16 protein-coding genes and 1 pseudogene are annotated in these 19,477 nt (G+C 64.1%); 8 read left to right on the forward strand and 9 right to left on the reverse strand.

The genetic code is table 11. The annotated features are described in order from the left end of the window. Window positions 1–27: 27 nt before the first annotated feature. From EDE12_RS08450 to EDE12_RS08460, 3 genes are all read right to left on the reverse strand, one after another. A complete protein-coding gene (locus EDE12_RS08450; RefSeq protein WP_026598059.1) occupies window positions 28–2,514 on the reverse strand; it encodes a TonB-dependent receptor in 2,487 nt (828 codons plus the stop codon). Between the two features lie 159 nt (window positions 2,515–2,673). Next, on the reverse strand, window positions 2,674–3,618 hold the full coding sequence (locus EDE12_RS08455; protein WP_024879283.1) for a FecR family protein: 945 nt from the start codon (window positions 3,616–3,618) through the stop codon (window positions 2,674–2,676). A gap of 87 nt (window positions 3,619–3,705) precedes the next feature. Next, a complete protein-coding gene (locus EDE12_RS08460; RefSeq protein WP_024879284.1) occupies window positions 3,706–4,206 on the reverse strand; it encodes an RNA polymerase sigma factor in 501 nt (166 codons plus the stop codon). A gap of 189 nt (window positions 4,207–4,395) precedes the next feature. Between EDE12_RS08460 and EDE12_RS08465 the strand changes: the two genes are divergently transcribed. After that, window positions 4,396–4,635: a hypothetical protein gene (locus EDE12_RS08465; protein ID WP_134188040.1), complete on the forward strand. Its 240-nt coding sequence runs from the start codon at window positions 4,396–4,398 to the stop codon at window positions 4,633–4,635. Window positions 4,636–5,418: 783 nt separating this feature from the next. Here EDE12_RS08465 and EDE12_RS08470 read toward each other — a convergent pair. From EDE12_RS08470 to EDE12_RS08485, 4 genes are all read right to left on the reverse strand, one after another. Further along, window positions 5,419–6,432, reverse strand: coding sequence for an aldo/keto reductase (locus tag EDE12_RS08470; RefSeq protein WP_024879287.1), 1,014 nt, complete (start codon window positions 6,430–6,432; stop codon window positions 5,419–5,421). Window positions 6,433–6,493: 61 nt separating this feature from the next. Beyond that, entirely contained in the window at window positions 6,494–7,234 is a 741-nt protein-coding gene (locus EDE12_RS08475) for an SDR family oxidoreductase (RefSeq protein WP_026598060.1), read from the reverse strand. A gap of 97 nt (window positions 7,235–7,331) precedes the next feature. Then, window positions 7,332–7,622 carry a putative quinol monooxygenase gene (locus EDE12_RS08480; RefSeq protein WP_026598061.1) on the reverse strand — a complete coding sequence of 97 codons (291 nt, stop codon included), beginning with the start codon at window positions 7,620–7,622 and terminating at the stop codon, window positions 7,332–7,334. A gap of 84 nt (window positions 7,623–7,706) precedes the next feature. Beyond that, window positions 7,707–8,507 carry a type 1 glutamine amidotransferase domain-containing protein gene (locus EDE12_RS08485; RefSeq protein ID WP_024879290.1) on the reverse strand — a complete coding sequence of 267 codons (801 nt, stop codon included), beginning with the start codon at window positions 8,505–8,507 and terminating at the stop codon, window positions 7,707–7,709. A gap of 110 nt (window positions 8,508–8,617) precedes the next feature. Between EDE12_RS08485 and EDE12_RS08490 the strand changes: the two genes are divergently transcribed. From EDE12_RS08490 to EDE12_RS08500, 3 genes are all read left to right on the forward strand, one after another. After that, a complete protein-coding gene (locus EDE12_RS08490) occupies window positions 8,618–9,526 on the forward strand; it encodes a LysR family transcriptional regulator (protein ID WP_024879291.1) in 909 nt (302 codons plus the stop codon). A 93-nt stretch (window positions 9,527–9,619) separates the two neighbouring features. Beyond that, the gene (locus EDE12_RS08495; protein ID WP_134188041.1) at window positions 9,620–10,210 is read left to right on the forward strand and encodes a hypothetical protein; all 591 of its coding nucleotides are present in this window, start codon (window positions 9,620–9,622) and stop codon (window positions 10,208–10,210) included. A gap of 4 nt (window positions 10,211–10,214) precedes the next feature. Further along, window positions 10,215–11,435, forward strand: a complete 1,221-nt coding sequence (locus EDE12_RS08500) for an AAA family ATPase (protein ID WP_024879293.1) — start codon at window positions 10,215–10,217, stop codon at window positions 11,433–11,435. Between the two features lie 23 nt (window positions 11,436–11,458). On the opposite strand, the gene EDE12_RS08505 is transcribed toward EDE12_RS08500, so the two are convergent. After that, window positions 11,459–11,968: a hypothetical protein gene (locus EDE12_RS08505; protein WP_134188042.1), complete on the reverse strand. Its 510-nt coding sequence runs from the start codon at window positions 11,966–11,968 to the stop codon at window positions 11,459–11,461. A gap of 267 nt (window positions 11,969–12,235) precedes the next feature. On the opposite strand from EDE12_RS08505, the gene EDE12_RS08510 reads away from it, so the two are divergent. Both EDE12_RS08510 and EDE12_RS08515 read left to right on the forward strand, forming a co-directional pair. Continuing rightward, complete coding sequence (locus tag EDE12_RS08510; protein ID WP_134188043.1) at window positions 12,236–13,600, forward strand: hypothetical protein; 1,365 nt, start codon at window positions 12,236–12,238, stop codon at window positions 13,598–13,600. A gap of 167 nt (window positions 13,601–13,767) precedes the next feature. Continuing rightward, the gene (locus EDE12_RS08515; RefSeq protein ID WP_036308732.1) at window positions 13,768–14,550 is read left to right on the forward strand and encodes a hypothetical protein; all 783 of its coding nucleotides are present in this window, start codon (window positions 13,768–13,770) and stop codon (window positions 14,548–14,550) included. A gap of 154 nt (window positions 14,551–14,704) precedes the next feature. On the opposite strand, the pseudogene EDE12_RS22215 reads toward EDE12_RS08515, so the two are convergent. Then, a pseudogene (locus EDE12_RS22215) lies at window positions 14,705–14,886 on the reverse strand (IS6 family transposase); the annotation flags it as partial. A 418-nt stretch (window positions 14,887–15,304) separates the two neighbouring features. On the opposite strand from EDE12_RS22215, the gene EDE12_RS08525 reads away from it, so the two are divergent. Next, a complete protein-coding gene (locus EDE12_RS08525; protein WP_026598064.1) occupies window positions 15,305–16,681 on the forward strand; it encodes a 3' terminal RNA ribose 2'-O-methyltransferase Hen1 in 1,377 nt (458 codons plus the stop codon). Beyond that, on the forward strand, window positions 16,678–19,242 hold the full coding sequence (locus EDE12_RS08530; RefSeq protein WP_026598065.1) for a polynucleotide kinase-phosphatase: 2,565 nt from the start codon (window positions 16,678–16,680) through the stop codon (window positions 19,240–19,242). Before EDE12_RS08525 ends, EDE12_RS08530 begins: the two co-directional genes overlap by 4 nt. Window positions 19,243–19,477 lie beyond the last annotated feature (235 nt).

The raw sequence follows: 19,477 nt of genomic DNA on the forward strand, positions 1-19,477 counted from the left end.
CCGCTGGAGCCGTGCGGCTTGGACGGCTCAGAACTCCACGCGCAGCGACCCGATGAAGCTCTGTGGTTGTCCGATCATGACAGTGGTCCTGTTGGCGGCCGAGATGAAATATCGCGTGTCGGTTAGATTCCGGGCGTTCAGCTGCGCAGTGAATGTGTAGCCTTCATATGCGAATTGGTAGGAAATCATCCCGTTCAGCAGAAAGTATGTCGGTAGCGTGTAGGAGTTCGCATTGTCGCCGAATTGGTCGGCGACGCCGGTCACGCCGCCGGCGACGCTCAAACCTCTCAATGGTCCGTCGGCGTCGTATTTCACCCATAGATTGCCGTAATTGCGCGGATTCCCAGGTAGCGCATTGCCTTTGATGGATTGCTGCGTGGCGATCGCGGTCAGATAGTTCGGGTTGAGGACGCCCTGCATGATGCGAACGTCGTCATGCGTGTAATTGGCGAGAACGCTCCAATTGTCGTCCACGCGCCCCATGACGTCGAATTCGACGCCGCGGCTGCGCACCTTGCCGATCAACAGCGAATTGTTCGAGTTGGCCGGGTCTGGCTGCGGAATATTGGTTTTGACGATGTCGAAATAGGCGGCGGTGGCGGAGATGCGCTTGTCGAGCAACTCGACCTTCACGCCGCCTTCGAACTGCTCGCCCTTCTGAGGCGGGAGAACTTGCCCGACGCCCGTTTGACCATTGTTCGCCCCGAGCGATCGGGTGAAATTGCCATAGAGGCTCAACCAGGGCAGGGGCTGGACGCTCAAGCCGATACGCGGGCTGAAGCCATGGTCGTAGCGGTCCGCGAAGCTGGCTCGGGCGATGTCGGGGGTCGCATATTTCGTGCTCGAGCCCGTGCGCGACCAGTCGAACCGTCCGCCGAGAAGCAGATGCACGCGGTCGTCGACGGCCGAAATCATGTCCTGCCCATAGACGCCGTCCCATTTCTGTCTCTGGAAAACCCAGGACGGCCCATAAGCGAAAGGATTTTGCAGCGCGACATAGATCGGATTATATATATTTATCGTTTGCGTGTTCGAGTTGAACACATTCACCATCGGCCATGTATAACTGAAATGATCATAGCCGAATAGCAACGAATGCCGCAGCGGGCCGGTCGAGACATTCCCCTTTATGTCGACGTTCGTCGTCAGCATCTGTTGATTGAACCCCGGCGAGGTGTAGAGCGCTGTGGTCAAATTTCCGGTCGCGGCGTTGAACGATGTCGAATAGGTGTCCATGATTCTGGCGTTCGAATTCGTGTACGCCAGTCGGCTGGCGATGCTCCAATCGGAGTCGAAGCGATACTCCCAATCATAGGCGATCATCTTTCGCTCGAAGCGATCGGGCGTGCTCTGGAGTATCCCCGGCTGTTGCAGATATCGCGTCAGCGGAATCTGCGCCAGCGTTCCGCCGACTGCCGGAAAAAGAGCGAAATCATCGACTGCGGTTCTGTGCAGATATTCGAAGTCGATGTTGATCTTGAATTGATCGGTCGGGCGCCACGAGACGGTCGGAGCGACGAAGACATTTCGATCGCTGACGAAATCGCGGAACGAATCTTCGTGAAGATAGGCCGCATTGACGCGATAGAGCACGGATTTGTCGGATGTCGCCGGCCCTGTCGCATCGATGGTCGTTCGCGTGAGGCCGTAGGAGCCGATCTGTTCCTGGACAGAATAATAGGGCGTCTCGAGCGGACGTTTCGTCACTATGTCGATGATGCCGCCGGGCTCGACACGGCCGTACAATATCGCGGCCGGGCCTTTCAGCACCTCGATGGATTGCACATTGGCGGTGTCGAGGAAGTATTGCGAATATTGCTGCAATCCGTTGCGATAGGGGTAGGTCGTGAATCCGCGAACCTTATACTGTTCGACATAGCTCGGGTTGGGCCGCACGCCGCTCGAATTCGTCAGCACCGTATCGATCAATCTGATCGCCTGCTGATCGTCCATCGTCTGGCGGGTCACGACCTGCACCGAGACAGGCGTCTTGAAGATCGGCGCATCCATCTTCAGCGCAGAGGTCGCCGTGTCCGCTCTATAGCCGGTGAATCGGTCGCCCGGCCCCTGCGGCGCGCCTCCCGCCTCGCGCGCGCCGGGCTTGTCCTTGCCTTCGGCGCCGACGTCGATCGGCGGCAGCTGTTCCGCCCCAGCGTCGTTGCGCACGCCATTGTCCGCCTGCGCCAGCAGGATCGACACGCTCTCGCCATCGTCGGAGAAGCGATAGGAGAGGCGGGTGCCCTCGAGCAAGCGATCCAGCCCGTCCTTGACGGAAAAAGAGCCTCGAAGTCCCGGCGACGACATGCGGCGCGTGACATGCGCGTCATAGAGAATGTGGAGCCCGCTCTTGTCGGCGAAGCTGTTGAGCGCGGAGCCGAGGGACCCCGGCGAAATGCTGTAGTCGCGCGAGATATAGATCGGCAAATCCGGAGGAATCGCCGCCCGCGCGGGCGCTGGCTGGCCCGTCCCGATCGTGAGTGCGCCGAGCGCCGCCGCCGCGACTGTCGAACTCATACGCGCGTCCTTGTTTCGCCCTCTCGCCCTCGCCGCCATCTTCGTTTCCCTTCGAGCAGTGATGGGGCTCATTGCTGTCCCCGTCTATCCGACGCGCTCGAAATGGAAACCGGAACCGGCTCTCGAAAATTTTCTTCCCCGCGAAAGGCCCCGTGGCCCTCACTCGTGCAGGACGATCACATAATCCGTGAGAAATGTGGCGCGGAGCCCGAGAGCCTGATCCATCTCCCTGAGCGTACGCATCGGATCGTCGGCGCCGAACACGCCGGTGACGCGGCGTGCGCAATCTGATGCGCGCAGACAAAAAACATAGCCGTGGCGATGACGGCCGAGCACGGCCAGCACTTCGCCCAGAGGCTGATCCTCGACGATCAGCTTGCCGCGCCGCCACGCCGTCGCAGCGTCCACGTCCTGGGCTACAGGCGCGGCCGCCGGCCTGTCGCGGTCATAGGAGGACTGCCGCCCCTCCTCGACGACGACATTCCCGCCGCCGCTGCGGACCTCCACCCTATGCTCCGTCACCGTGACGCGCGCGCCATCGCCGATCAGCGCCACGTCGAAAGCCGTGCCCAGCGCCGTGACGGTCCCCTCGGCCGCTTCCACCACGAAAGGACGGGCCGGGTTCGGCGCGACCTCGAACAAGGCCTCGCCACGCAGCAGGACCACGCGCCTCTCGCCCGCCGCATATCGCAGCGTGATCGCCGAGCGCGCGTCGAGATGCGCCTTGGAGCCGTCGTCCAGGACGATAGAGCGGATCTCGCCGACGCCCGTGGAGCGATCGGCGCGCAGGGCGATCGAAAGATCGTCGAAGCCCAGAAGCAAGGCGAATGCGGCGGCGGCGGCGAGGGCGGCCGCCGGTCGCTCATAGCGCCGGACCGCAGGGACACGCACGTGCGCGTAGAGCGCGGGCTCCATGCTCCGCACATGTCGGACCATGCCGGAAATATCGGCGAAGGCCGCGCGATGCGCCGGATCGCGCGCGAGCCACGCCTGAAAGGCGACCTCTTCCGACGGCGGCAGCGGGCCGGATCGGCGCGCGACCCACCAGGCGATGGCGGCCTCGCGGGCGGGGTCTTCATCGGAGTCTTTCGGGTCTTGGCGCATTTCGAAGTCCCAGAGGCGACCGAGGGCTATCGTCTATTCCGACGGCGAAGGCGGACAAAACGGAACCTCGCCCGCGAAAATTTCGTCTCAATCCAGAGCGGCGCGGCACAGCCGGATGGCGCTGGCCATATGCTTGCGCGCCATTCTGTCCGAAATGCCGAGCCGGCGCGCCACCTCGCTCATGGGGATGTCCTCGAACACGGCCATGAGGAACACGTCGCGGCAGCGGGGCGGCAGTGCTCGGATCGCCGCGTCGAGCCTCTGCGACTTCCTCTTGTATTCGAGAATCTCGTCGGGCGTGGCCGCGTCGGACGGGGCGTCGACGAAATAATCGACATATTCGAGATAGCGCGTCTCGGTCCTGCGCCGGCGGGCGAAATCCAGGCTGAGATTGGCGGCGATCCGCTGGAGGAAGGCCGGCGGATCGAGGACGGTCTCGAAGCTCTCATGGCGCAGCGCCCTGAGAAAGGTCTCCTGGAGGAGATCCGCAGCATTGTCGGCCCCGACTTTCCGCGTGAGATAGCCGAGCAACTCGCGCCGGTTACGCAAGAACAGCGCGCGCAGAAGCGACTTTTTGTCGTCGAGCATGAGGGGCTCCGGCAGGAGCGAGGGAGAGTCTCGGGCAGGCTCCGCCGCCCCCGATCGGGGCAATGCGTCTGCGCGCCGCTGGCGGCGAAGCAAAAAGGCTATGCGAGCCGAGGCGGCGCGCGCTGTGACCAAGAGGTGATCCAGCCGAGGGGCGACGCCGGTTCTCCGATCAGGAGGAAATAGGTGGAAATGGCGCCGGCGATCGGAAATGATGGTCTCATGCTGTCCGGCGTCGCCGCGGCACTATCGCCGAGGACGCCGAATTGGCCGGAGCGGCACGGGATGCAGCAGGAACAGGAAATGTGCCGCACGGGCGAATGTCGATGGTCGCCAGCGTCGCTGTCGGCCGCGCAGCGAGCGAAATCCGCCGAGACGGCGCCGCCGTCCACGACGTTCCAGCGCGCCGACGCCGCGGCTGTCATGCCTTGAATGACGAGGACCCACGCCGTTAGGCCCGCGATCAAAATGCGGGCGCCCCTCTTCGTCCAAGGCGCGGACTTGTCCATGCTGCTCACGGAACCTCTGGATCCTGCGCCGAGTCAAGGGCGGAGGACCAGACGCCAGGCGAATGCGCATCGCCTGTTGCAGAATCGTCACATGGATCGAACGGCGCGGCTCGATCGACAGCATTCCGTCAAAGCACAGCAAAGCAGGCCGACTTTCCTGGCGCCGGTGCAGCGGCTGGCGCCGCCGAGCCGTCAGAGCGGGACGGCGAAAATCCTGCAAGCGGTCTGTTGCGAGGAGATGGTCGCGCTCGGCGCGGCGCGCATCTGCACGCCCGAGCCGGAGGCCTCGGCCAGCCGAGCGGAGCAGAAAACGAGCGAGCCGACGCCGAACGCTCGTCCAGACCTACGCCAGTGCGCCGGGAGATTCGCTGAAGAGCGAAGCTGTGAAGCCATGTGTCACAAGGGATGTGGAAACTCGCCCCAGCTAAGGCGATTTTCTAGTGATTCCAGTAATTTGTGGAATTCTGGCTGGGGCGGGGGGATACCGCCCCCGGGCGCCAGAATGCGCAAGTCATTGGCGTCGCATCACGTCCGGCGATGCTGGCCGAGTGGTGTCACGCGCATTTGTAGCACTCTGGCGCCGCGACGGAATCCGTGATCCGCCGCGGCTATCTTTGAGGCGTGCGTAATCGGTCGGCTCGGCCGCGAAATGGTTGCGGCGGCGAATGGCGCGAATGGCCCGCTCGGATCGAGCCGGCGAGCCCTGTCACCGTGCGACAGGAGTGGGCGCGGCAGGGTGGATGAGGCCGGCGTCGCGCAGACGGCGCCAAAACTCTGCCGGAATGATCTCATCCATGGCGGCGCGATCCTCTGCAATGCGGCTCGGACGGCTCGCGCCGGGTATCGCCGCCGCGACCGCCGGATGCGCGAGCGAGAATTGCAGCCCGGCCGCCTTCATGCCGACTCCATGCTCGTCGGCGATCGCTTTGATCCGCGCGACCTTGTCGAGAATGGCCGGCGTCGCCGGCGCATATTCGAAATTGGGTCCGCCCACCAGCGCGCCCGAGCTATAGGGTCCGCCCACGACGATGCGCAGACCGCGTTCCGCCGCCATCGGCATCACGCGCTGAAGCGCCTTTTCATGGTCGAGCAGCGTGTAGCGGCCGGCGAGCAGAAATATGTCGGGACGCGGCTCGTCGAGCTCCATCACGATCTCGATCGGCTCGACGCGGTTGACGCCGAGGCCCCATCCCGCGATCACGCCCTCCTCGCGCAGCCGGTCGAGTGCGCGAAAGGCTCCGAGGCGCGCGCTCTCGAACATGGCCAGCCACTCGTCGCCATAGAAGTCCTGCGCCACGTCATGGACGAAGACGAAGTCGATATGGTCTGTCCTCATGCGCTTCAGGCTGTCTTCCAGCGAGCGCAGCGTCGCGCTCTCCGAATAATCATTGACGATGCGGTTCGGACGGCCATGAGCGAAGACACCGCTCGTCTCGCCGAGATCGCGGGCGCCGATGTCCTCGACCTCGTCGAGGATGACGCGGCCCACCTTGGTGCTGATGACGTAATCCTCGCGCGGCTTGCCCGCCAAGGCCTCGCCCAAGCGGAGTTCCGCGAGGCCGGCGCCATAGAAGGGCGCCGTGTCGAAATAGCGGACGCCGTCGTTCCAGGCGGCCTCCACAGTCGCGCGCGCCTCCTCCTCTGGAATGTCGCGAAACATATTGCCGAGCGGGGCGGCGCCGAAGCCGAGCTTGCTTGGCAGAAGCTTCTGTATGCTCACCGTTTCCATCCTTTGGCTCCTCCGGCGGCGGCCTTCCGGCCTGCCGCCGGACCCTGGTCGATCAGAATTCCTGCGTAGTCGGGCGCAGCACGATTTCATTGATGTCTACATCGGCGGGCTGCTCGATCGCGAAAGCGATGGCGCGCGCGACGGAAGCGGCCGGAATAGCGATCTTGTAAAAATCCATTACAGTCGCGCGGGCGCCGCTCGTCGTCGAATATTTGAGGTCGCTGTCGACGGCGCCCGGCTCGATCGAGGTGACGCGGATCTTGCCGCCGATTTCCTGCCGGAGCCCCTCGGAGATCGCGCGCACGGCGAATTTCGTGCCCGAATAGACCGTGCCGCCCGGCGCGAAGACTTTTGTGCCGGCGACGGAGCTGATGTTGATGACATGGCCGCTGTCCTGCGCGACGAAGATCGGCAGAGCGGCGGCGATTCCATAGAGCACGCCCTTCAGATTGACGTCGATCATCGCGTCCCATTCGTCGGTGTTCACTTCGATCATGGGACGGATCGGCATCAGCCCGGCATTGTTGACGATGACGTCGAGCCGGCCGAAATCGGCGACGGCTGCATCGACGACCGCCTTGACCTGATGCTTGTCGGTCACATCCAAAGGATAGGCGCGCGCCTCTCCGCCCGCTTTCGTGATCTCGGCTACGACCTCATCGAGCTTGTCCTTGCGGCGCGCTGCGACGGCGATGCGGGCGCCGCGCGCGGCGAGATGGCGCGCGGTCTCGGCGCCGAGTCCGACGCCGCCGCCGGTGATGAGCACGACCTTGCCTTCGATGCCTTCGCTCATGATGCAAATCCTCTTTTGTCGCGCGTGTTCGGCTTCCGCCGGAGACGTGGTCGACGGTTCCGGCCTTCTCGCACCGCCGGAGATGATGATTGGACGGTCAGCCCACCTGGACGGGGTCGAGCGACAAGGCCGTCCGTTCGGCGAGATCATTGATCGCCGCGAGATAGGCGTGGAAATGGGGCGTCTCGCGATGCGCCGCAACTGCTTCGCTGTTCGTGTAGAGCTCGTCGAGCACGAAGCGCGTGGGGTCGGCCTGGTCGCGCCATAGATCGTAGCGCAGATTGCCCGGCTCTGCGCGGCTCGGCGCGATCATGCCGGCGAGCAGCGCTTCGAGCGCCTCTTGCTTGTCGGGTCTGGCGGTGAGCAGAGCGATGATTTTCACAGTCATTGCTGTCTGTCCTTCGACTGTCGCGAGGAGCGCGACGCGCATGCGCAGCGCCCCGCCAGTCATGCGCGTTCTCATTTCATTTGCTCATGTCGGCGCGAGCGAGCGATCCAACGCCGCGATGAGGGCCGCGGCGATCGGATGATCGGAGCGCGGGTTCTGTCCGGTGATGAGCTCGCGGTCGATGACGACATGCGGCGCGAAGTCGACCGCGCCGACGGAAACCTCGCCGCCTGCCGCCGTCAGCGCGAAGGGCATGTCGAAATAGAGCTTCGCATGGAGGATTTGGTTCTCGGCGACCGTCTCCTCGCTCGCTGAGAAGACGGTCATCCTATAGCCGGCATATTGCCAGCCCTCGGCCCATTTCCTGGCGATCTCGACGGCGCCGGCGATCAGCGCCGCGCGGAATTCGCGAGCGTGCGGCATCGCCGCGACCACCGCAATCGGGCCGTGGCAGAGTAGGGCGGTGGGCTTGGCGCTTTCGTGGAAATGGCGAAGGACTTCGCCCATTTCGCGATCCTGCATGAGGTCTGTGATCGGCGCGTGTCCGCCGGGAACGAAGACGCCGACATAAAGGTCGAGGCCTTCCGCGATGACCTCGCGCAGCTTGCGTGGCGCGTTCATCGCGGGATGCTCGGCGTAGAAGCTTTTCGCGCGCCGATAGGCGGCCTCGTCGCTGTCGAAATGCGCGGCCGTGTCCGACGTTGCGTCGATATGCGGCTTGGTTCCGTCGGGCGTGGCGAGGACGATCTCATAGCCGGCGTCGATCAGCGCCATGGCGGGGATGACGGTTTCGTTGAGATATTGACCGGTCGCGCCCCAGCCGCCGCCCTGGACCTCGATCCGTGTGGCGTTGGAGCCGATCGCCAGCACTTTCCCCTTGGTCATTGCAGCCTCCATTGGCTCACGTCCCCTTGGACGCCGCCAACATGCGCCTGCGCCTATCATTCTGCAGCTTTATTTCTTTTATTCTAGATATAGGTATGGGATTATAACTGATGCGCTATGATCTGAACCTGCTGCCCATCTTCGTCGCCCTGATGGAGGAGCGCAGCGTCACTCGCGCGGCGGAGCGGCTCGGCATGACCCAGCCGGCCATGTCCAATGCCTTGGCGCGGCTACGGGCGATGCTGCAAGATCAGCTTTTCATCCGCGGGCGCTACGGCGTGCAGCCGACCCCGATCGCTCTGGAGCTCGCTCCGGTGGTCGCCGATGCGCTGACGAAGCTCGACGACGCCGTGCTGGGCCAGCAGGATTTCGATCCGGCGAAGGCCGAGCGTCTCTTCACCATCGCACCCAACAGCTATGTCGAATATGTGCTGGCGCCGGCGATCGTCGCGCGGCTCGGGCGGATCGCGCCGGGAGTCACTTTGCGTCTCACGCCCTATGGCAATGACCTCGCCGAGACCGGAGTCGTTTCCGGCGCCACGGCGATGGTTCTCGGCCGTATCGTCGACCCGCCGGACAATCTCGTCGTGCAGCATCTGATGGAGGAGAGCCTGGCCTGCGTGGTGCGGGCGGACCACCCCGAAATCGGCGACAAGATCACGAGGAAGCAGTTCGAGGCGCTGCGCCACGTCAATGTGGTTCCGCCCGGCCGCCTGCGCGTGGGGCTGTTTCAGGCGCTGGCGCGACAGGAGCTGCGGCGCGACGTCGCCATTTCAGTGACGAATTTCTTCGCGGTCGCGGAGATGGTGGCGGTCACCGATTATTGCGCGACCTTGCCGCGCCTGATCTGCCGCCGCCTCGCCGACGACCGACGGCTCAAGGTGCTGCCGGCGCCCGTCGATCTCGGAACCTTCCCGGTCGAGATGGCGTGGCACATGCGCTACCGCCACGACCCCGCCCATCGCTGGCTGCGGTCTTTGATCGCCGAAGTCGCGAGCGATATCGTCGGCGAGATTTGAGCGCGCCGCGCTCGACCCCAAACGTCGAGCGATTCCGGTCGCAAGCGTATCGACGATATGTTATCATACTTTATCACCATCCTGATAATCTTCTTGGTTCATGTAGATATGGACAGCTTTCCGCGCCCCGATTGCAAGTCGACGCCGAAGCCGGCGCCGAAGCTTCCGACTATTCCGATAATCGTCGCCGCCACGACGGCCGCACTGATCGGCGCGGCGCAGATGACCGGCTCCTCGGAGGATCGGATTTCTCCGGCGGAAATCGCGCGTCGCGCGTCTATCGCCGAGGCCCGGCCGCCCGTCGCCTTACGTTCGGTCGAACCGAGGGAGATGAAAGCGGCGATGCTCGAAATGGCGCTTTCGTCGCAGGCGCAAGAGAGCCTGGAAGCGGATATCGCCTCGCGACAGGCGAAGCTGGTCTGGATCGTTTTCTACGATTCCGACGCCGAGGATGGCGATGTAATCGAATTTCAAAGCGGTGGATTTTCTCGAATGATCCGGCTCGCCAAGCAGCCGGTCGCCGTAGCGATCCCCTTTCCCTCCGACGGGGTGGCGACGGTCATCGGCGTCGTCGATGGCGGCGGCGGCGGAGTCACCGTCGGTCTCGTCGGGCCGGACGGAGCCGCGCCTCTCGCCGTGCTGAGCGTTGGGCAGCAAATTTCAATCCCGGTGATTTTGGAATAGCGCCATGCAGCGGCTCCTCTCCGCGCTCACGCGTTACGCGCCATTGCTGTTGCTGCCCCTATGGATTTTGTCCACCCTCCAATTGGCGATTCAGTCCGGCGTCACCACGCAATCCGCCAATGCGTTCCTCACACGCGGCTCCTGGTTCTATTTTGCTGTAGCGACAATGGCCTGGGCCGCAGTTGTCGCCGGACTGCTCCACGCCGGGAGGGCGTGGCCTCGCTTTCTATCCCACAGGTGGATCATGGATATTCTCGACCGCCTCACCAACAAAAACGCGCTGGAGCGCCTCGTGGCCGGCGAAAGCCGAATATCGGTGCTGATCGACGCCAATGATCTGAGACAGCGGCTGAAAGCGAAGGTCATCGGGCAGGACGAGGTGTGCGACGACATCGCCGCGCAAATTCGTCGCCGTCTGGCGCTGAGCCTGCGGAACAGGCCGGTCGGCGTTTTCTTGTTCGCGGGCTCGCCTGGAACAGGCAAGACCTATCTCGGAAAATGTCTCGCGGTGGCGTTGGATCGGCCGCTGCTCCATCTGGACATGACGCAATTCTCCTCGCCTCTGGCGTCGACCCAAATATTCGGCTCGCCGCAAGGCTACGCCGGCTCTGACAGCTATGGAAAGCTGACGGCGATGCTGCGCAACCACCCGGAAGTCGTCGTTCTGCTCGACGAGTTCGAGAAAGCGCATGACGAGGTTCACAAGAAATTCCTCACCGCATGGAACGACGGTTTCGTGACCGAGGCGTCGGACGGACGCCAGATCTCGACGACGCGTGCGATTTTCATCGTGACGACCAATGCGGCGACGGAGCAGCTGACGAAGATCGCCAAGGCCGGCGCCGGCGCGCCCGACGAGATCCGCCGCGCCTCGGTGGAGGCGCTGAAAGCTGAAAGCTTCGCGCCCGAGGTTCTCAATCGGATCGATCGGATTTTCGTGTTCGCGCCGCTTCGAGGGCTCGATGTCGCGCGAGTGGCCGCGCTCGAGATCGAGGCGATGATCGCCGGCTATGGCCTTTCGGTCGCCGATGGCGGCATAGATGCGCATCTGCTCTTCGATATCATGCAGCGGCACGAGCGCCTCGGCGCGGCCGCATCGTCGCGCGATCTGGCGCGCGCGATAGAAGACACGATCAGCGATTCTCTGATCGAGGCGAAGCAGCGCAATGCGCAGCGCGTCATGCTCGTCAATGACGGCGGCAGAGTGGTGGTCGAACCCGCATGAGACGTCCGTTTCTCTCGACGCTCTTAGCAGCGCTCGTCGTGGTCCTTCTCGGGCCGGCGCCCGCGAGGAGCGCCCCATCGCCTCCGAAAGAAGGCGATGTCTATGTCGGCGCCATTCGCTTCGGCGACCGCGATTGGCCCCTGCCGGAAGGAAGCTGGGAGCTTCTGGCTTATGTGCCGAAGCTGAATCCCAACGGCGTCCGCGCCTTCCGCGTCGCGCTCGCCCGATATGACGAGCGGCGCAAATTCGAAGCGCTCGTCATGTTCGCCGTCGGCGAAGTCGGCGATCGACCCGGCTCCGATGCGAGCGCCTCGGGGGAATGCGATCCGCCGAAGGCCCCGTATCAAGGCGAGAAAGCGATACGAGACGCAGAAAGCGACTATAGCTGCTGGAAGCTCGGGACAATCGATCGGACGAATTTGCCGCCCGATCCGGTCTCCGATGTCATTCGGCTCAAAATTCCGTCTGAAGAGACGATCGGATTGCTGCCGGCCGTCTCGTCCGTCACCAAGCGAAATGGCGTCATAGCCCATACGTTCGTGTGGCTGCGGACAGAGCGGCTCTATTCGGGCGCTCGCGACGGAAAAGAAATTCCGCCCGCGCTCTGGCCTGGAGGACCACGCTCGAACGACGCATTCGAAGGGCTGAGGCTCAGCATCATGCTGATGCTGCGAGAATGGGCCATTCACTGGGACCATAGGGTGAGAGACGGATTGGCCGGCCCGGCCGCGAGCGCTGCGGAACCGACGGCTGCGCCCCTGCGGCTGCCCCGCCTCCGAAATCCGAGGAGCGACATTCCCATGCTGCCTGACCTGGGAATCCGGGCGGGCGAAGTGTTCTCGGACGTCGCGCCGATCGGCCCCTTTCTCGTGCCGTTGCCGCCGGGGAAGTGGAAAGCCGTGCTGCGCAATCCGCAGGTCGATTCAGACGACGCCACCGCGATCGATCAAGTCACACTCGTACGCATCGCCGATCATGCGCTCGAGGGCGTGATCCAGATCGAAGCTCGTTTTCTCGATCCGCAAGAAGAGAGCTTGTGCGCGCAGAAGCGCTCGATCGACCTCGCATCTTATCGTGGCCCCGACGACTATTGCGCGGTCATCAATCCGACCGAGATTTCGCCGGAGGACGCCCGCTTTCCATTATATCGGGAGCTGGTCGCCCGCGGGGTGACGAACGTGCCGCCACAGCTCATCGGCTCCTTTTTCGCGTTTTCCGACAAGCTCATCAGCCTCTACGTCTTCGTCGGATTTTCGCCAGAGCGCGCCGGACTACCAGCGCCCAAATCTTACCGAGCGGGAGCTGTTCCCATCGAATGGACGCCCTTCGTCGAGAAGTGGCGCTGGTGGACGCGCCGCTGGGCGGAGGCGGTGCGCGCCGGACTGAGCGGAGAGCTCGATAACGGGCCGCTCCCCGCGAAATGGCGGAACTTCGATCTCAAAAGCGAAAGATTTCGTCCGGTCGCCAATCCGCGGATCGGCGAAACCTACATCGGCAGCGTGCCGCTCGGCGGCAACCGCTGGCCTCTGCCGCGCGGCGCCTGGACTCTGCTGGCGGCGGTTCCGCAATCCATCGACGACTCGATTGTCGCGGACGAGATCGTTCTGGCGCAGCTGTCGAAGGGCAAGCTCGAAGGCGTTGTCAGCATCGCCTATGCGCGGCCCGATTTGGCTTTACCGGTCGAAAAGGTTCGAAACACCTGCGCGCACGCTTCCGGCTTTTTCAGCGAACGCGAGCGCTTCGAGCTCGGCGCCATTCAGGACTGCTGGGAGATACACATCGACGACGGCGCAGGAATTCGGCGAGCCTTCCGCGGATATGAGGCGATCGAGGCGGAGCTGCGCGCGCGCGGCGTCTCTGCGCCCGAACTAATTTTGAACCCAGTGTTCGAGATCGGCGACCGTGATCGCACGGCGGTCCTGATGTACGGCTTCCCCTCGACCCGGCTCTCGGAAGAGCTGCCCGAGGCGGAGGCGAACGACAAGTCGAAATGGCTGCCGAGCCGAGGGCCGCTCGGCCCACGGCAAAAGGCCGTCTACGCCTCTTTGCGGACATGGATCAAAAGCTGGCACGGTTTCGTCCAAGCGGCTTTCGAGCGAAGGCTCGACGACGCATCCGCGCCCTGGGCCAGGCTCCATCCTCGCGTCCGACGATCGAAACACTGAGGCGGCTCCCCCGCAGAGAACAGGAAATCATGTCGGGCTTCCAACACCTCTGGCGAACCGCGCCCGCGTGGCGGACAGCGTTGATCATCGCGATCTGCGCCTCCGCGCTCACTCTCGCCTATCCGCCGAGCTTCACGAGTCGTCGGGCGGGTTCGAGCGGATCGCCAATGACTCCGAGCGCTTATGTCTCGCCGAGCTCCGGCGCCACGCCGGCGACGGAACCGGAGCCGCCCATTTCCACCGTGAAATATGGCGATGTTCTCGAGCGCGAAATTTCTTTCAACGGCCGCGTCATCCCGCTCCCGGCAGGAACATGGCGCGTCGTCGCCTCCCTGCCGGGCACAGACACAAATCACGTCACCATCGATGTGAAGGCGCTGGCGAACGAGTCGGAAGGGAAGCTGCGCGGGCTGGTGCTGCTAATCGGAAACGACGAGACGACGCCGAGCCCGACCGGATTTCGCGCCGACGCCAATTGCGAGAGGAGCGACGTCATCTTCACCAAGCTCGTCCGCAACGAAGATTTTGGCGATCAGCGATGCTATTATGTCGACTTGCTCATCACCGACGCGCAGGAATCCTCGTCGCAGCAGCCAAACACTTTGTTGCGCGCCGCTTTCGGCGACCTCGACGAAAGGCGCGTCACTGTGCCGAGCACAATGCTCGGAGCCATGTTCCGCTATGCGAGCCACGAGCGCCTGCTGATCGCGAAATTCTTTTTCAATCCCGAGGTCGAGGGGATCACGCCATCGACAAAGGTCGCATGGCTGGACAATGACTGGAACAAATATAATCTCGCGCGAAATCTGGACAAATCACGATATGTTCAGCGTCTCGAAGCCTGGGCCGCAAAGTGGGACACTATTCTACAGTTGGTCTGGACAGGGCAGACATCCACAGCCGTAACGGAAACAGACCGCGCATTGCCCAAGAGTCCGCTTCGACCTTGAAAATTTAGCGATCATGCCGGTGCGAGCATTTTTCGGTGAGCAAGCCGGTTGCGGTGCAATTTTTGCCGATAACTACGCGATGGGTGGCCCTTTGATTTTGGCGCAGGTCTCATCGACGCGCCACGATCCGCCAGCCCGGCGCGAAACGGTTCCACCGCTTTTCGACCTCCGGAACGTAGCGCTGAACCCAGCGCATGATGGTCGTATGGGCCAACGACAAGCTGCGCTCCGCATCGTTTCCACGAGATCTCGGAAGCTGAGCTTGTATCGCAGATATCAGCGCACGCAGAGAACGATGACCCATTGAAAAGATCGTTCGCGCTCAGCATCGCCCATAACCCCGGCGTTCGGTTCCGCCCTCGGAAGGATTATGCCCTGCTCACGCCGTTCGCACCAGAACCCGACGCGCAAGGGCCACGTAGAGCCGACTACCAGCGGACGGCTAAAACATTGTACGGATAGGATTGTTTCGGCGTTACGGCGAGTGGTAGCGGAGGAGGGACTCGCTACCAATAGGCGCGTAACATCGTGATTCTACCGGAAAACCCTATCCGGCAACACCGCCGTCCAACGGTGACACTGATACATCATGGTGGCGCCTGGACGCAAGACCGCGGACCATCGGCGTGGTGGTCAGCAGGTCAGCGGCGTCGATCTCCGCCTCTCGTTCGCCGCCCTCGGCCGAGACAAGTCGAAGCTCGCCTGCTATAGGCTTCCGCGCCGAACACATTGCCGAGCAAGCTCGATATCCGTCATGTATTTGTCCATCGCCACCACGCATGCGCCGGCCACCGATCTCGGCTTTCTGCTGATGAAGCATCCCGATCGCGCTCATGACGTCGAGCTGTCCTTCGGACGCGGAACCGTGTTTTTCCCGCAGGCCGAGGCGGAACGCTGCGAGGCGGCGCTGATCCTCGACCTCGATCCGGTCGCACTCGTGCGCGGCCGCGGCGGCGCCGAAGGGGTCGCGGATCAATATGTCAACGACCGTCCCTATGCGGCGTCGTCCTTCCTCTCCGTCGCGCTCAACAAGGCGTTCCGCACGGCGATGACCGGCGTCTCGCGCGAGCGGCCGGAGCTGGCAGCGACGGCGATCCCGCTCGAGATCGTCGTCGCGCCTCTGCCCGCGCCGCGCGACGGCGATTTGCTGGAGCGCCTTTTCGCACCGCTGGGCTGGACCGTGGACGCGCGCCGCATCGAGGGGGCGGACGCCCCTTCGCGCTATGTCGAGCTGCGGCTCGCGGGGACGCTGCGCCTCGCCGATGCGCTCGGCCATCTCTATGTGCTGATCCCGGCGATGGACGCCGACAAGCATTATTGGGTCGGCGACGACGAGGTGGAGAAGCTCGTCGCCAAAGGCGGCGCCTGGCTCGCCAGGCACCCCGAGCGCGAGACGATCGCGCGGCGTTTTTTGAAGAACCGCCGCAGCCTCGCGCGCGCCGCCCTCGCGCGTCTCGCGCCGGACACCGAGGCTGAGGAGGGTCTGGAGGACGAAAAGGCGCCGCCCCGCGAGGAGGCGCTCGAGGCGCCGCTGCGTCTGCACGATCGGCGGCTCGACGCCGTCGTCGGCCTGTTGAAAGAGGCGGGCGCGCGCAGCGTCGCCGATCTCGGCTGCGGAGAAGGCCGGCTGCTGCAACGTCTGGTCAAGGAGCGCGGCTTCGAACGTGTGATCGGCCTCGACGCTTCGACCCGCGCGTTGGAGCGCGCCAAGGAGCGCTTGAAGCTCGATCGCGCCGGAGGCCCTTCGATGGAGCGCGTGAGTCTGCTGCATGGCGCGCTCACCTATCGCGACGCGCGCTGGGCCGATGCCGACGCCGTCGCCCTCGTCGAGGTGATCGAGCATCTCGACGCCGACCGTCTGCCGACTTTGGTCGAGATCGTCTTCGGCGCAGCGCATCCGAAGACCGTGATCGTGACGACGCCGAACGCCGAATATAACGCTTTGTTCGATTCTCTGCCCGCCGGCGCCTTCCGCCATCCCGACCATCGCTTCGAATGGACCCGCGCGCAATTTCACGATTGGGCGCAGGTGATCGCCAAGAGCCACGGCTATTCGGTCGCCTTTTCCGGCATAGGCGAGGAGCATCCGGAGCTTGGCCCCGTCACACAGGTTGCGGTGTTCTCGAGATGAATGCGCCTCTCCCGACCCTCCTGGACATTCCCGACTTCTGCCTCGTCGTGCTGATCGGCGCGACGGGCGCGGGCAAAACGAGCTTCGCCTCGCGCTGGTTCAAGCCGACGGAGGTGATCTCCTCGGATCATTGCCGCGGTCTCGTCTGCGACGACGAGACCGACCAATCGGCCTCCGCCGACGCTTTCGCGCTCGTTGCCGCCATCGCCGAGAAGCGGCTGAAGAACCGCCGCCTCGCGGTGATCGACGCGACCAATGTGCGCGCCGCCGATCGCAAGTCCTGGGTCGAGCTCGCGCGCCGCTGGCATGCGCTGCCCGTGGCGATCGTCGTCGATCCAGGCCTCGATGTCTGCATCGAGCGCAACAAGGCGCGGCTGGATCGCGATTTCGGACCCGGCGTTCCGCAGCGCATGATTCAGGAGATTCATCGCGGCCTGCGCGGGCTCGCCAATGAGGGCTTTCGGCAGATCTGGAAGCTGTCCTCGGTCGCGGCGATCGAGGCGGCGGTCGTCGAGCGCCGCCCCATGTGGACCGACAAGCGCGACGATACCGGCCCCTTCGATGTGATCGGCGACGTGCATGGCTGCCTCGACGAATTGCGGCGGCTGCTCGAATCGCTCGGCTATGTCGTCGAGGGTGAAGGCGAGGCCGTCGCCGTTTCGGCCCCGCATGGCCGCAAGCTGGTCTTCGTCGGCGATCTCGTCGATCGCGGCCCGGATGTTCCGGGCGTATTGCGCATCGCGATGGCGGCTCAGGAGGCAGGCGTCGCCTATGTCGTGCAGGGCAATCATGACCGCAAATTGTCGCGCTGGCTCGAAGGCCGAAAGGTCACGGTCGGCCATGGGCTTCAGGAATCGATCGATCAGCTCGCCGAGGAGCCGGGCGAGTTCCGGGAGCGCGTGAAGACTTTCCTCGCGGATCTCCGCAGTCATTATTGGCTCGACGGCGGCAAGCTCGCCGTCGCCCATGCTGGGCTGAAGGAGGAAATGATCGGTCGCGGCTCGCCCGCTGTCCGCGAGTTCGCTCTGTTCGGCGAGACGACGGGCGAAACGGATGAGTTCGGCTTGCCGGTGCGGCTCGATTGGGCGGCGAACTACCGCGGCCGTTCGGCCATCGTCTATGGCCATACGCCGACGCCGGATGCGGAATGGGTCAACAACACCATCTGCGTCGACACGGGCTGCGTCTTTGGCGGCAAGCTCACGGCGCTGCGCTGGCCGGAGCGGGAGTTCGTCGAGGTCCCGGCGGCGCGCGTCTATTGCGAGCCGGCGCGCCCGCTCGTCGCCGCGCCGGAGACCGCCTTGCAGGCCGAGGCGGATCGGCTTCTCGATCATGCCGATGTGTCGGGACGGCGATGGATCGACACGACGCTGCTGCGGCGCATTCCCATCGCCGAGGAGAATTCGGCGGCGGCGCTCGAAGCGATGAGCCGTTTCGCCCTCGCGCCGCAATGGCTCGTCTATCTTCCGCCGACCATGTCGCCGGTGGAGACGAGCGCGCGCGACGGCTTTCTCGAGCGACCGGAGGAAGCCTTCGCCTTTTTCCGCGAGCGCGGCCAAAGGGAGGTCGTGCTCGAGGAAAAGCACATGGGCTCGCGCGCAGTCGTTGCGCTCTGCCGCGACGCCGATGTCGCGCGGCGGCGCTTCGGCGTCCTCTCCGGCGAGAGCGGCCAGATCTGGACGCGCTCGGGCCGCGCCTTTTTCGCGGACGCCGCCGAATGCGAGGCATTGCTCGCGCGGCTGCGCGCCGCCTGCGATAGCGCGCGCCTCTGGGAGACGCTCTCGACCGACTGGCTCCTGTTCGATACGGAAATCATGCCCTGGTCCGCCAAGGCCTCGGCGCTGATCGAGCAGCAATATGCGCCGGTCGCCGCCGCGAGCCACTCCGGGCTCGCCCTCGCCCATGACGCCGCCGCGCGCGCCGCCGCTCGCGGCGTTCCTGTCGAGGCGCTGCGCGACAGGCTCGCGAGCCGCGCCGAAAAGGCTGCGCGCTATGGCGAGGCCTGGAAGCCCTATGTCTGGCCGGTTCGCTCGCTCGACGATCTGCGCATCGCCCCGTTTCATCTTCTGGCGAGCGAGGGCGCGACGCATTTCGACAAGGACCATCTCTGGCACATGTCGATCGCCGAGACATTGGCGGCGACCGGCGCGCAGAACGTCACGACGACGCGCTGGCGTCGCCTTCCTCTGGACGACGCCTCGGCCTGCGAGGAGGCGACGCGCTGGTGGGAGGAGCTGACGGAAGCGGGCGGCGAAGGCATGGTCGTGAAGCCGCGAGACTTCATCGCGCGCGGCGCCAAGGGGCCGATCCAGCCGGCGCTGAAGGTTCGCGGCCCGGAGTATCTGCGCATCATCTACGGCCCGGAATATGACCTGCCGGAACATCTCGCGCGCCTGCGTCAACGCGGGCTCGGCGCCAAAAGGACCAACGCCCTGCGCGAATTCGCGCTCGGCCATGAGGCCCTGACGCGCTTTACCGCCGGCGCGCCCCTGCGCAAGACCCATGAATGCGTCTTCGCGATCCTCGCGCTGGAGAGCGAGCCGATCGATCCGAGGCTTTAAATTACAGGGCTTCCAACGCAGAATGGATAATCTCGCCACGTTTTTCCCGGGTGATGCCGTCCAAGATGCGCCAGGAGCGCACCCTAGTGCGAGGCTCCAGACGGCTCCCACGCGATGTAAGTATGTATAAACGAAGTCCGCTGGAGAACCTACATGCTTGTGTATGCAAATAGTTTCATCCTCAACCCGGAAGCTGGCTCAAGAGCAGTGATCGATCAGGTTGCAGCGTGGTTCC

This window comes from Methylosinus sp. sav-2 (assembly GCF_004366495.1).
GTDB lineage: Bacteria > Pseudomonadota > Alphaproteobacteria > Rhizobiales > Beijerinckiaceae > Methylosinus.

What these genes read in the sequence shown, in the direction of transcription:
- EDE12_RS08450 (WP_026598059.1), bottom strand. Translation starts at nt 2,514, where the DNA reads ATGAGTTCGACAGTCGCGGCGGCGGCGCTCGGCGCACTCACGATCGGG.
- EDE12_RS08455 (WP_024879283.1), bottom strand. Translation starts at nt 3,618, where the DNA reads ATGCGCCAAGACCCGAAAGACTCCGATGAAGACCCCGCCCGCGAGGCC.
- EDE12_RS08460 (WP_024879284.1), bottom strand. Translation starts at nt 4,206, where the DNA reads ATGCTCGACGACAAAAAGTCGCTTCTGCGCGCGCTGTTCTTGCGTAAC.
- EDE12_RS08465 (WP_134188040.1), top strand. Translation starts at nt 4,396, where the DNA reads ATGGCGCCGGCGATCGGAAATGATGGTCTCATGCTGTCCGGCGTCGCC.
- EDE12_RS08475 (WP_026598060.1), bottom strand. Translation starts at nt 7,234, where the DNA reads ATGAGCGAAGGCATCGAAGGCAAGGTCGTGCTCATCACCGGCGGCGGC.
- EDE12_RS08480 (WP_026598061.1), bottom strand. Translation starts at nt 7,622, where the DNA reads ATGACTGTGAAAATCATCGCTCTGCTCACCGCCAGACCCGACAAGCAA.
- EDE12_RS08485 (WP_024879290.1), bottom strand. Translation starts at nt 8,507, where the DNA reads ATGACCAAGGGGAAAGTGCTGGCGATCGGCTCCAACGCCACACGGATC.
- EDE12_RS08490 (WP_024879291.1), top strand. Translation starts at nt 8,618, where the DNA reads ATGCGCTATGATCTGAACCTGCTGCCCATCTTCGTCGCCCTGATGGAG.
- EDE12_RS08500 (WP_024879293.1), top strand. Translation starts at nt 10,215, where the DNA reads ATGCAGCGGCTCCTCTCCGCGCTCACGCGTTACGCGCCATTGCTGTTG.
- EDE12_RS08505 (WP_134188042.1), bottom strand. Translation starts at nt 11,968, where the DNA reads ATGGGCTATGACGCCATTTCGCTTGGTGACGGACGAGACGGCCGGCAG.
- EDE12_RS08510 (WP_134188043.1), top strand. Translation starts at nt 12,236, where the DNA reads ATGCTGCCTGACCTGGGAATCCGGGCGGGCGAAGTGTTCTCGGACGTC.
- EDE12_RS08515 (WP_036308732.1), top strand. Translation starts at nt 13,768, where the DNA reads ATGACTCCGAGCGCTTATGTCTCGCCGAGCTCCGGCGCCACGCCGGCG.
- EDE12_RS08525 (WP_026598064.1), top strand. Translation starts at nt 15,305, where the DNA reads ATGTATTTGTCCATCGCCACCACGCATGCGCCGGCCACCGATCTCGGC.
- EDE12_RS08530 (WP_026598065.1), top strand. Translation starts at nt 16,678, where the DNA reads ATGAATGCGCCTCTCCCGACCCTCCTGGACATTCCCGACTTCTGCCTC.